The 12,177-nt window shown below is 69.4% G+C and carries 8 protein-coding genes; 7 read left to right on the forward strand and 1 reads right to left on the reverse strand.

Translation table 11 applies throughout. From position 1 onward, the window contains the following. Positions 1-71 precede the first annotated feature (71 nt). The 3 genes from ACFPUZ_RS11950 to ACFPUZ_RS11960 all read left to right on the forward strand — a co-directional run bounded on the left by ACFPUZ_RS11950 (position 72) and on the right by ACFPUZ_RS11960 (position 3,287). Positions 72-551: a helix-turn-helix domain-containing protein gene (locus tag ACFPUZ_RS11950; protein ID WP_377002124.1), complete on the forward strand. Its 480-nt coding sequence runs from the start codon at positions 72-74 to the stop codon at positions 549-551. A 48-nt stretch (positions 552-599) separates the two neighbouring features. Then, a complete protein-coding gene (locus ACFPUZ_RS11955) occupies positions 600-1,808 on the forward strand; it encodes an amidohydrolase (protein WP_377002125.1) in 1,209 nt (402 codons plus the stop codon). A gap of 69 nt (positions 1,809-1,877) precedes the next feature. Beyond that, positions 1,878-3,287, forward strand: a complete 1,410-nt coding sequence (locus ACFPUZ_RS11960; protein ID WP_377002126.1) for an NAD(P)H-quinone dehydrogenase — start codon at positions 1,878-1,880, stop codon at positions 3,285-3,287. A gap of 1 nt (position 3,288) precedes the next feature. Here the strand turns inward: ACFPUZ_RS11960 and ACFPUZ_RS11965 are convergent, their stop codons facing one another. Then, positions 3,289-4,611 (reverse strand): short-chain fatty acyl-CoA regulator family protein, encoded by a 1,323-nt coding sequence (locus ACFPUZ_RS11965; RefSeq protein WP_377002127.1) that lies wholly within the window; start codon positions 4,609-4,611, stop codon positions 3,289-3,291. Positions 4,612-4,783: 172 nt separating this feature from the next. Here ACFPUZ_RS11965 and prpD point away from each other — a divergent pair, with 172 nt between their 5' ends. The 4 genes from prpD to ACFPUZ_RS11985 all read left to right on the forward strand — a co-directional run bounded on the left by prpD (position 4,784) and on the right by ACFPUZ_RS11985 (position 12,098). Next, on the forward strand, positions 4,784-6,298 hold the full coding sequence (prpD, locus tag ACFPUZ_RS11970) for a 2-methylcitrate dehydratase PrpD (RefSeq protein ID WP_377002128.1): 1,515 nt from the start codon (positions 4,784-4,786) through the stop codon (positions 6,296-6,298). Next, on the forward strand, positions 6,298-7,224 hold the full coding sequence (gene prpB / locus ACFPUZ_RS11975) for a methylisocitrate lyase (protein ID WP_377002129.1): 927 nt from the start codon (positions 6,298-6,300) through the stop codon (positions 7,222-7,224). Before prpD ends, prpB begins: the two co-directional genes overlap by 1 nt. A 35-nt stretch (positions 7,225-7,259) precedes the next feature. Continuing rightward, on the forward strand, positions 7,260-8,411 hold the full coding sequence (locus ACFPUZ_RS11980) for a bifunctional 2-methylcitrate synthase/citrate synthase (RefSeq protein ID WP_377002130.1): 1,152 nt from the start codon (positions 7,260-7,262) through the stop codon (positions 8,409-8,411). A gap of 273 nt (positions 8,412-8,684) precedes the next feature. Continuing rightward, the gene (locus tag ACFPUZ_RS11985) at positions 8,685-12,098 is read left to right on the forward strand and encodes a pyruvate carboxylase (protein ID WP_377002131.1); all 3,414 of its coding nucleotides are present in this window, start codon (positions 8,685-8,687) and stop codon (positions 12,096-12,098) included. The last annotated feature ends 79 nt before the right edge of the window (positions 12,099-12,177 follow it).

Raw genomic sequence — 12,177 nt, forward strand, 5'->3', positions numbered from 1 at the left:
ACCACCCGGGGCCACCGCTCCGCCCACTGCAGTGGGCGGAGCTTTCCCATCGCAGTGGGCACCGTGGAGGGATGGCGGGTGAGCAGGAGTGGACCGGGTGGCCGAGCTTCGGGCTCTGCCTCGGGCGCACGCTGCGCACACTGCGCCGGCAGCGGGGGCTGACGCAGGAGGAACTGGCCACCCTCACAGGGCTGGCGCGCAACACCATCTCCAACATCGAGCGCAACCTGGGCAACGCCGACACCCCGGCCGATCCGCAGCTGTCCACCATCTACCGCCTGGCGCGCGCCCTCGACGTGCCGCCCGCCGTGCTGCTGCCCGCCGGAGGGGAACCGGTCGCCGACATCTGCGCCGCCGAAGAGCACGGGATCACCCTGCACTGGCCCGCGGACACGCCCGTCGAGCCCTTCCGCTCCGCCTATGTCCTGCACGGTCAGCTGCCGCGCTATGAATCGGAGGTGGCCCGGGAGGTCCGGGAGGTGCGGGAGGTGCGGGAGGTCGGCCCCGCGCAACCCGGCCTGCCCGCCGGGGAGGCGGGGGCGACGGAGTAGGATCGATAGGCGTTGACCCCCGGATGAGGTCTGCGGAAAGGACTGTTCGTGAAGGGTATCGCCGCGCGCGTCGATAAGTGGCTTCTCGCCCACCAGGAGAAGGTGCTGGGCTGGCGTCGGCACCTGCACTCGCACCCCGAGCTGTCGCACATGGAGTACGAGACAACCGAGTACCTCGAGGAGACCCTCCGGGCGCACGGGCTCACCCCCGTCCGCTTCCCCGGCACCGGGCTCATGGTGGACATCGGACCGGATTCCCCCGACCGGCTGGCCTTCCGCGCGGACATCGACGCCCTGGCCGTCACCGAGCTGACCAGGCTGCCCTACGCCTCCGCCGTGCCGGGGGTGTCGCACTCCTGCGGCCACGACGTCCACACCACCATCGCCCTCGCCCTGGCCTGCGCCCTGGCGGAGCAGGCCGACACGCTGCCGCAGGGCATCCGCGTCATCTTCCAGCCGGCCGAGGAGGTCATGGACGGCGGCGCCACCGACGTCATCGCCTGGGGCGGTCTCGAGGGCGTGGGCTCGATCTTCTCCCTGCACGTCGAGCCGAAACTCAAGGTGGGCAAGGTCGGCGTGCGCACCGGCGCGATCACCTCCGCGGCCGACGTCCTGCGCATCAAGGTCTCCGGCCCGGGCGGGCACTCCTCGCGCCCGCACCTGACCAACGACGTCGTCTACGCCTTGTCCTCCCTGGTCACGCAGCTGCCGGCGCTGCTCTCCCGGCGCATCGACCCGCGGACCGCGACCGTCCTCGTCTTCGGATCCCTCAACGCCGGCTACGCGCCGAACGCCATCCCGGAGTCCGGGCAGCTCACGGGCACCGTGCGCACGGCGGACATCGCGACGTGGCGCATCCTCGAGGAATTGCTCGAGGAACTCATCGCCCAGGTCCTCGCCCCGACCGGCTGCGCCCACGAGCTCGCCTACCAGCGCGGCGTTCCCCCCGTGCTCAACGACGATGTCGCCACCGCGTTGCTCGCCGACGCCGCCCGGTCCATCGACCCCCAGGCCGTCGTCCAGGCCCCCCAGTCCTCCGGCGGCGAGGATTTCTCCTGGTACCTCGAGCATGTCCCCGGGTCGATGGCCCGTCTGGGCTGCTGGTCCGGCGAGGGGAGGATGGGCGACCTGCACCAGGGCGACCTGCTTGTCGACGAGCGTTCCATCGGCGTCGGCGTCCGCCTCTTCGCCTCCGTCGTCGAGCAGTACAGCGAGGGTACCGGAACGGGTGCCTCCAGCGGCGGCTTCCTCACCTAACGACTAAACTCGGGGTCCAGTTGTTCACGGCACACCGTGAACCGTACACACGCGCGTGGAGGAGACCCCTTGAAGAATCGCATCGTCATCATCGGCGGAGGCCCCGCCGGTTACGAGGCAGCCCTGGCCGGAGCCAAGTACGGGGCGGATGTGACGATCATCGAGGAACGTGGCATCGGCGGCTCCTCGGTCCTGCTCGACTGTGTGCCCTCGAAGTCCTTCATCGCCGGCACCGGCATCAAGACCGACCTGCGGCGTGCCGACGACATGGGCCTCAACTCCCTCCTCGGCCGGGCCCGCATCCACCTCCCCGCCCTCAACCAGCGTGTGAAGAACCTGGCGCAGGAGCAGTCCGACGACATCATGGTGCAGCTCGAGCGCGCCGGGGTCCGCTCCGTCAACGGCCGGGCCCGTTTCGCGGAGTCCCAGCTGGACAAGGTCCACCACGAGATCACCGCCACGCTTCCCGACGGCAGCGAGGAGGTCTACGAGGCCGACCTGGTGCTCCTGGCCACCGGCGCCACCCCGCGTATCCTGCCCAACGCCCAGCCCGACGGGGAGCGCATCCTCACCTGGCAGCAGGTCTACGACCTGGAGGACACCCCGGAGCACCTCATCGTCGTCGGCTCCGGTGTCACCGGCGCGGAGTTCGTCTCCGCCTTCGCCGAGCTCGGCGTCAAGGTCACCATGGTCGCCTCCCGTGACCGCATTCTCCCGCACGATGACGCCGACGCGGCGGACGTCCTCGAGCACGTCCTCTCCCAGCGCGGTGTGTCCCTGGAGAAGCACGCCCGCGTGGACTCGGTCACCCGCACCGCCGATGGCGGCGTCTGCGTGCGCACCGCCGACGGGCGCGAGATCTTCGGCTCCCACGCCATCATGTCGATCGGTTCCATCCCCGCCACCGAGGGCCTGTGCCTGGAGAACGTCGGCGTGAAGACGACCCCCTCCGGCCACATCAAGGTCGACCGCGTCTCCCGCACCAACGTCGCCGGCATCTACGCCGCCGGTGACTGCACCGACCTGTTCCCGCTGGCCTCGGTCGCCGCGATGCAGGGCCGCATGGCCATGTACCACGCGCTCGGCGAGGGCGTGACCCCCATCCGCCTGAAGACCGTGGCCACCGCCGTGTTCACCCGCCCGGAGATCGCCGCCGTCGGTGTCACCCACGCGCAGGTGGAGAGCGGGGAGGTCTCGGCCCGCGCCGTCGTCCTGCCGCTGCAGTCCAACCCGCGCGCGAAGATGCGTTCCCTCAAGCACGGCTTCGTCAAGCTCTTCTGTCGCCGCAACTCGGGCCTGGTCATCGGTGGTGTCGTCGTGGCACCCACCGCCTCCGAGCTCATTCTGCCCATCGCCATCGCGGTGTCCAGCAACCTCACCGTCAAGCAGCTCTCCGAGGTCTTCGCCGTGTACCCCTCGCTCTCGGGGTCCATCACGGAGGCCGCCCGCCGACTGGTGGCCACCGACGACCTGGCGTAGCTCAGTAGGTGGTGTAGGAGAAGTCGAGGGTGGCGTCGAGGTCGACGAGCACCTGACGCCCGGCGTGCGGGAACGCGCGCTGCGGGCACCGCTCGCGGGGGCAGGTGGTGCAGCCGGGGCCGATGGGGGTGGCTGAGGCGGGGGAGAGATCGAGGCCCTGGGCGTAGACGAGCCGCTCGGCCTGCTCGAGATCGCAGCCCAGCCCGACGGCGAACTCCTTGCGGGGTTGGCCGAAGCCGTGGATCTGGCCGGCTACGGTGCGGGCGATCCACAGGTAGTTGCGGCCGTCGGGCATGCCGGCGACCTGGCGGGTGACACGCCCGGGTGTCTCGAAGGCGCGGTGGATGACCCACAGGGGGCAGGAGCCGCCGGAGCGGGAGAAGTGGAATCCGGTGGCGGACTGCCGCTTGGAGATGTTGCCCGCCCGGTCCGTGCGCACGAAGAAGAAGGGGACGCCGCGGCTGCCGGGGCGGTTGAGGGTGGAGAGCCGGTGGCAGGTCGTCTCGAAGCCGGTGCCGAAGTGCACGGCGAGGCGGTCGATGTCGTAGCGGACCTCCTCCGCGGTGCTGAGCATCTCCCCGTAGGGCATGACGACGGCCGCCGCGAAGTACTGGGCCAGCGCCAGGACGGCGATCCCCCGGGCCTCTTCGGTGGGCAGGTCGGCGGCGAGTTCGTGGAGCAGGTCGGCGTGGCCGGTGAGCCCGTACTGGAGGGCCAGCTCGAAGCACAGCTGCGCCTCGGAGAGCCCGGTGCGCAGGTGCAGTTCGCGGGTCTCGGGGTGGAAGACGCGGCGGGGGCCGGAACTGAGCTTGCGGAAGCGGACGATGACCCCGAGATCCCGGTCGAGGAAGGTGGCCAGGCGCGTGAGGCGCAGCTGGGGATCGCCGAGGCGGCGGGCGAGGTCCTCGCCGAGGACGTCGAGTTCGTCGACGTAGTTGTGGGCCTCGTAGAAGAAATCGCGGACGAGGCGGTAGGGGGAGTCGTCGGCGAGGGTGGGGGCGCGGTCGGCGAGGTCGAGCACCCGGGTGACCAGGTCGGGGTAGCGGGCGGCGAGGTCGGCGAGCTGATCGTCGGGGACGGTGGGGAAGGCGTCGCGTAGCTCGCTGATGGTGCGGGCGTCATGGTCGGGGGAGAAGAAGGCGGGATCGACGTCGAAGTGACGGGACATGGCCATGAGGACGGTGACGGTGAGGGGGCGCTGGTCATTCTCCAGCTGGTTGAGGTAGCTGGTGGACAGGCCGAGGCGGCGGGCCATCTCCTGCTGCGTGAGCTTGCGGCCGCGTCGCAATGTGCGGATCCGTGCCCCCGCGAAGTGCTTGCTCATGGGTGTTCCTCTCCGGGAATTACCGCCCTGATCTGGGCTTTATGCAAGTTTTGCAGATCATGCGAGTTGATGCCACAAGATTACACCTTCTTCACTGTGACCCCCAACACAGAATTCGCAGTACTGTGAGGACCAACGCAAATCCGCCCAGTACGAGGAGTAGCTCGAGAACATGATCAACCACACCGTGCGTACCTACCGCTCTGCCGAGGACTTCCCCCACGAGGAGCACCTGGCCTACAAGATCGCCCGCGTCGCCGCCGACCCCGTCGAGGTTCCGGAGGAGACCAAGGAGATGATCATCAACCGCATCATCGACAACGCCTCCGTCCAGGCCGCCTCCGTGCTGCGTCGCCCGGTCACCTCCGCCCGCGCCATGGCCGCCGCCCGCCCCGTCACCGACGGCCGCGGCGCCTCCGTCTTCGGCCTCAAGGGTAAGTACGCCGCCGAGTGGGCCGCACTGGCCAACGGCACCGCCGTCCGTGAGCTCGACTTCCACGACACCTTCCTCGCCGCCGACTACTCCCACCCGGGCGACAACATCCCGCCGATCCTCGCCGCCGCTCAGCAGGCCGGCAAGAGCGGCCGCGAGCTCATCCGCGGCCTGGCCACCGGCTACGAGATCCAGGTCGACCTGGTCCGCGGCATCTGCCTCCACGAGCACAAGATCGACCACGTCGCCCACCTCGGCCCCTCCGCGGCCGCCGGTATCGGCACCCTCCTCGACCTCGACGTCGAGACGATCTACCAGGCCATCGGCCAGGCGCTGCACACCACCACCGCCACCCGCCAGTCCCGTAAGGGCGAGATCTCCTCCTGGAAGGCCTTCGCCCCGGCGTTCGCCGGCAAGATGGCCATCGAGGCCGTCGACCGCGCGATGCGCGGCGAGGGTGCCCCGTCCCCGATCTGGGAGGGTGAGGACGGTGTCATCGCCTGGCTGCTCTCCGGCCCGGGCCACGAGTACACCGTCCCGCTGCCCGCCGAGGGCGAGGAGAAGCGCGGCATCCTGGACACCTACACCAAGGAGCACTCCGCGGAGTACCAGTCCCAGGCACCGATCGACCTGGCCCGCCGCATGGGCGAGAAGCTCGCCGCCGAGGGCCGCAACCTGGCCGACGTCGAGTCCATCGTGCTGCACACCTCGCACCACACCCACTACGTCATCGGCACCGGCTCGAACGATCCGCAGAAGTTCGACCCGCAGGCCTCCCGCGAGACCCTCGACCACTCGATCATGTACATCTTCGCCGTGGCCCTCGAGGACCGCGACTGGCACCACGAGCGTTCCTACGCCCCGGAGCGCGCCAACCGCCCGGAGACCATCGAGCTGTGGAACAAGATCTCCACCGTCGAGGACGCGGACTGGACCCGCCGCTACCACTCCACCGACCCGAACGAGAAGGCCTTCGGCGCCAAGGCCGTCATCACCTTCGCCGACGGCACCGTGGTCGAGGACGAGCTGGCCGTCGCCGACGCCCACCCGCTCGGCGCCCGCCCCTTCGCCCGCGAGCAGTACATCGCCAAGTTCCGCACCCTGTGCGAGGGCGTTGTCTCCCCGGAGGAGCAGGACCGCTTCCTCGCCGCCGTCGAGAACCTGGAGAACCTCACCGACCTGGCGGAACTGAACATCGAGCTCGACGAGGACGTCCTCGCGCAGGCTCCCACCGTGGGCGAGGGTCTGTTCTGATGGCGGGCCTGTTCTCCTCCCAGGTGACGCCGACCGAGCGTCGTAAAGCATTCCGCGACGGACTGAACAGCGGACGCATCCAGAAGCTCCCCGGCGCGTTCTCCCCCCTGGTCGCCCGCGCGATCCAGGAGGCCGGCTTCGAGGGCGTGTACGTCTCCGGCGCCGTCGTCGCCGCCGACCTGGCCCTGCCGGACATCGGACTGACCACGCTCACCGAGGTCGCACACCGCTCCCGCCAGATCGCCCGCGTCACGGACCTGCCCGTGCTCGTCGACGCCGACACCGGCTTCGGGGAGCCCATGTCCGCGGCCCGCACCATCTCCGAGTTCGAGGACGCCGGCGTCGCCGGCTGCCACCTCGAGGACCAGGTCAACCCGAAGCGGTGCGGCCACCTCGACGGCAAGGAGGTCGTGCCCACCGAGCTCATGCTGCGGCGCATCACGGCCGCGGTCAACGAGCGTCGCGACGACCAGTTCGTCATCTGCGCGCGTACCGACGCCGCCGGCGTCGAGGGCATCGACTCCGCCATCGAGCGCGCCAAGGCCTACGCCGACGCCGGAGCGGACCTCATCTTCACCGAGGCCCTGCACACCCCGGAGGACTTCGAGAAGTTCCGCGCCGCCGTCGACGTGCCCCTGCTGGCCAACATGACCGAGTTCGGCAAGTCCGAGCTGCTCTCCGCCCAGCAGCTGGAGGATCTCGGCTTCAACGCCGTCATCTACCCGGTGACCACCCTGCGCATCGCCATGGGCCAGGTCGAGGACGCGCTCGCCGAGATCGCCGCCACCGGCACCCAGACCGGGTGGGTCGACCGCATGCAGCACCGCTCCCGCCTCTACGAACTGCTCCGCTACAACGAGTACAACGCCTTCGACCAGCAGGTGTTCACGTACTCCGCGGACACGTACCAGCCCACCTTCAACTGACACCAGAACCTGCCCTCTGAAAGGGGATGAGCACCATGTCCGAGAACAACAACCCTGAGGTCCGTAAGGGACTCTACGGAGTCATCGCCGACTACACCGCCGTGTCCAAGGTCATGCCGGAGACCAACTCCCTGACCTACCGCGGCTACGCCGTCCAGGATCTGGTCGCCGCCTGCTCCTTCGAGGAGGTCTTCTACCTCCTGTGGAACGGCGAGCTGCCGAACGAGGCCCAGCTGGAGGAGTTCAACCAGCGCGGCCGCTCCTACCGCAAGCTCGACGCCGGCCTGATCGCGCTCATCCACTCGCTGCCGACCGACTGCCACCCGATGGACGTCATGCGCACCGCGGTGTCCTACATGGGCACCAAGGACCCGGAGCACTTCACCCCGGACGAGGACCACATCACCCACGTCGGCCACAACCTCCTCGCCCAGCTGCCGATGGTGCTGGCCATGGACATCCGTCGCCGCCAGGGCCTCGACCTCGTCGCCCCGGACCCGGACAAGTCCGTCGCCCACAACCTGCTGTCCATGGTCTTCGGCAACGGCCCGGACTCCCCGGCCTCCAACCCGGACGATGTGCGCGACTTCGAGAAGTCCCTCATCCTCTACGCCGAGCACTCCTTCAACGCCTCCACCTTCACCGGACGCGTCATCACCTCCACCCGCTCGGACGTCTACTCCGCGATCACCGGTGCCATCGGCGCCCTCAAGGGCCCGCTGCACGGCGGCGCCAACGAGTTCGTCATGCACACCATGCTCGAGGTCGAGGATCCGGCCAAGGCCGCGGACTGGGTCAACAACGCCCTGGACAACAAGGACCTCATCATGGGCTTCGGTCACCGCGTGTACAAGAAGGGTGACTCGCGCGTGCCGTCCATGGAGCAGTCCTTCCGTGACCTCGCCGAGCGTCACGACGGCGCCAAGTGGGTCGAGATGTACGAGAACATGCGCGACGCCATGGATGCCCGCACCGGCATCAAGCCGAACCTGGACTTCCCGGCCGGCCCCGCGTACTACATCCTCGGCTTCCCGGTGGACTTCTTCACCCCGCTGTTCGTCGTCGCCCGCATCGCCGGCTGGACCGCCCACATCGTGGAGCAGTACCGCGACAACTCCCTGATCCGCCCGCTCTCCGCCTACAACGGCCCGGAGCAGCGTCAGGTCACCCCGCTCGCCGACCGCTAGGCCGGCACGATAGAAGCCCACGGCACTGCCCGCATTCTGGGGTGGCTGGCGTGGGCTTCTGTTCCGCTCAGCGGAATATATCCCCGCTTATCGACGCCCCGTGAACGGTGTCCGGAAACGGACATCAGCCAGCAAATATCTGTCCCGTTGCGGGTGGTCACCGCTCCAGATTCTCCCGGTGGACACCCCCAGTACTGCGATATTGTGGTGCGGAAGAGAGACCACCCCCTCTCAGTCGCACCCCCGACATGATGTCCGGAAAGGACCCCCAACGTGGCCACAACCACTCTGCCCTCCTTCAAGAAGGTACTCGTCGCCAACCGCGGCGAAATCGCCGTCCGTGCCTTCCGTGCCGCCTTCGAGACGGGAGCCGCCACCGTCGCGGTCTACCCCAAGGAGGACCGCAATTCCCACCACCGTTCCTTCGCCTCCGAGGCCGTGCGCATCGGCACCGAGGGCTCGCCGGTCAAGGCCTACCTGGACATCGACGAGATCCTCCGGGCCGCCAAGAAGACCCACGCCGACGCCGTCTACCCCGGCTACGGCTTCCTCTCCGAGAACGCCCAGCTGGCCCGCGAATGCGCCGAGAACGGCATCACCTTCATCGGCCCGCCGCCGGAGGTCCTCGACCTCACCGGTGACAAGTCCGCGGCCGTCGAGGCCGCCCGCAAGGCCGGCCTGCCCGTGCTGCAGGACTCGGAGCCGTCGACGGACATCGACAAGCTCGTCGAGATGGCGCAGGACTTCACCTTCCCCATCTTCGTCAAGGCGGTCGCCGGTGGTGGCGGACGAGGCATGCGTTTCATCGAGAACCCGGAGGACGTGGCGCAGCTCGCCGCCGAGGCCTCCCGCGAGGCGGAGGCCGCCTTCGGTGACGGCCACGTCTACCTCGAGCGCGCCGTGATCAACCCCCAGCACATCGAGGTGCAGATCCTCGCCGACCACACCGGTGACGTCATCCACCTCTACGAGCGCGACTGCTCCCTGCAGCGCCGCCATCAGAAGGTCGTCGAGATCGCCCCGGCACAGCACCTGGACCCGGCGCTGCGCGACCAGATCTGCGCCGACGCCGTGAAGTTCTGCCGCTCCATCGGCTACGTGTGCGCCGGCACCGTCGAGTTCCTCGTCGATGAGAAGGGCAACCACGTCTTCATCGAGATGAACCCGCGCATCCAGGTCGAGCACACCGTCACGGAGGAGGTCACCTCCGTCGACCTGGTCAAGGCCCAGATGAACATCGCCGCCGGCGCCACGCTCCAGGATCTCGGCCTGAGCCAGGAAACCATCAAGCTCAACGGCGCGGCCCTGCAGTGCCGCATCACCACCGAGGACCCGGCGAACAACTTCCGCCCCGACACCGGCACCATCACCGCCTACCGCTCCCCGGGCGGCGCGGGCGTGCGTCTCGACGGTGCCGCCTCCCTCGGCGGCGAGATCTCCCCGAACTTCGACTCCCTGCTGGTGAAGATGACCTGCCGTGGCGCTGATTTCGCCACCGCCGTGGCCCGCGCCCAGCGCGCGCTCAACGAGTTCACCATCTCCGGTGTGGCCACCAACATCGGCTTCCTCCGCGCCCTGCTGCGGGAGGAGGACTTCCAGACCCGCCGCATCTCCACCGGCTTCATCGCCGAGCACCTGCACCTGCTGGCCGCCCCGCCGGCCGATGACGAGGCCGGCCGGATCCTCAACTACCTCGCCGACGTCACCGTCAACCGCCCGCACGGCAAGCGCCCCACCGAGATCCGCCCGGTGACCAAGCTGCCCGCCCGCGACGACAGCCCGCTGCCGCGCGGCTCCCGCGACGTGCTGCGCGACCTCGGCCCCCAGAAGTTCGCCGAGCAGCTGCGCCACCAGGACGCCCTGGCCGTCACCGACACCACCTTCCGTGACGCCCACCAGTCCCTGCTGGCCACCCGCATCCGCTCCTCCGCCCTGGTCGCCGCCGCCCACCACGTCGGCCGCATGACCCCGGAGCTGCTCTCCGTCGAGGCGTGGGGCGGTGCGACCTACGACGTCGCCATGCGCTTCCTCCACGAGGATCCCTGGGAGCGTCTCGACGAGCTGCGCAAGGCCATGCCGAACGTCAACATCCAGATGCTGCTCCGCGGCCGCAACACCGTCGGCTACACCTCGTACCCGGACAGCGTCGGCCGGGCCTTCGTCAAGGAGGCCGCTGACTCCGGTGTCGACATCTTCCGCATCTTCGACGCCCTCAACGACGTCTCCCAGATGCGCCCGGCCATCGACGCCGTCCTGGAGACCAACACCACGGTCGCCGAGGTGGCCATGGCGTACTCCGGCAACCTGCTCGACCCGAACGAGAACCTCTACACCCTCGACTACTACCTGCGCCTGGCGGAGCAGATCGTCGACACCGGGGCACACGTCCTGGCCATCAAGGACATGGCGGGCCTGCTCCGCCCGACCGCCGCCTCCCGCCTGGTCAAGGCGCTGCGCTCCAACTTCGATCTGCCGGTGCACGTGCACACCCACGACACCGCCGGTGGTCAGCTGGCCACCTACCTGGCCGCCGCCCAGGCCGGTGCCGACGCCGTCGACGGCGCCTCCGCCCCGCTGGCCGGCACCACCTCCCAGCCCTCCCTGTCCGCCATCGTCGCCGCCTTCGCCGACACCCACCGCGACACGGGTCTCTCCCTCCAGGCCGTCTCCGACCTCGAGCCCTACTGGGAGGCCGTGCGCCAGCTCTACGCCCCCTTCGAGGCAGGCGTGCCCGGCCCCACCGGCCGTGTGTACAAGCACGAGATCCCCGGCGGGCAGCTGTCCAACCTGCGCACCCAGGCCAAGGCCCTGGGCCTGGAGGACCGTTTCGAGCTCATCGAGGACTACTACGCCGCCGTCAACGAGATGCTCGGCCGCCCCACCAAGGTGACCCCGTCCTCCAAGGTCGTCGGTGACCTGGCGCTGCACCTCGTCGGCGCGGGCGTCGATCCCCGCGACTTCGCCAACGACCCGCAGAAGTACGACATCCCGGACTCCGTCATCGACTTCCTCCGCGGCGACCTGGGCAACCCGCCCGGCGGCTGGCCGCTGCTGCGTGAGAAGGCCCTCGCCGGTCGCTCCGCCAAGCAGTCCTCGCTTGTCGACGTCCCCGCCGAGGACGAGGCCGCCCTCCAGAGCGAGGACCGCCAGACCCGGCGCTCCACGCTGGACAAGCTGCTCTTCCCGAAGCAGGCCGCCGAGTTCGCCGAGCACCGCCGCCAGTACGGCAACACCGCCGCCCTCGAGGACCGCGTCTTCTTCTACGGCCTCAAGGAGGGCGAGGAGAACGTCATCCGCCTCCTCGGTGAGAAGGGCCAGCCCCCGATGGTCGTGCGTCTCGACGCCGTCGGCGAGCCCGACGACAAGGGCATGCGCCAGGTCGTGGCGAACGTCAACGGCCAGATCCGCCCGATGAAGGTCCGCGACCGCAACGTCGAGTCCGTCACCGCCTCGGCGGAGAAGGCCGACACCACCAACCCGGGCCACGTGGCGGCGCCGTTCGCCGGTGTGGTCATGGTCCACGCCAAGGTGGGCGACGAGGTCAAGGCCGGTGACCCGGTGGCCGTCATCGAGGCCATGAAGATGGAGGCCACCATCACGGCCCCCAAGGACGGCGTCATCGAGCGTGTGGCGCTGCCGCAGGCCACGAAGGTGGAGGGCGGCGACCTCATCGTCGTCATCGCCTAGCTGACACCCCCACCACCGTCGAGAAGGGCCCCTGCCACCGCTGGCAGGGGCCCTTCTCGACGGCGGGGAGGGGGTTGAG

Origin of the sequence: Corynebacterium nasicanis (assembly GCF_042658165.1) — a bacterium.
Taxonomy (GTDB): domain Bacteria; phylum Actinomycetota; class Actinomycetes; order Mycobacteriales; family Mycobacteriaceae; genus Corynebacterium; species Corynebacterium nasicanis.

What these genes read in the sequence shown, in the direction of transcription:
- ACFPUZ_RS11980 (WP_377002130.1), top strand. Translation starts at nt 7,260, where the DNA reads ATGTCCGAGAACAACAACCCTGAGGTCCGTAAGGGACTCTACGGAGTC.
- ACFPUZ_RS11950 (WP_377002124.1), top strand. Translation starts at nt 72, where the DNA reads ATGGCGGGTGAGCAGGAGTGGACCGGGTGGCCGAGCTTCGGGCTCTGC.
- ACFPUZ_RS11965 (WP_377002127.1), bottom strand. Translation starts at nt 4,611, where the DNA reads ATGAGCAAGCACTTCGCGGGGGCACGGATCCGCACATTGCGACGCGGC.
- prpB (WP_377002129.1), top strand. Translation starts at nt 6,298, where the DNA reads ATGGCGGGCCTGTTCTCCTCCCAGGTGACGCCGACCGAGCGTCGTAAA.
- prpD (WP_377002128.1), top strand. Translation starts at nt 4,784, where the DNA reads ATGATCAACCACACCGTGCGTACCTACCGCTCTGCCGAGGACTTCCCC.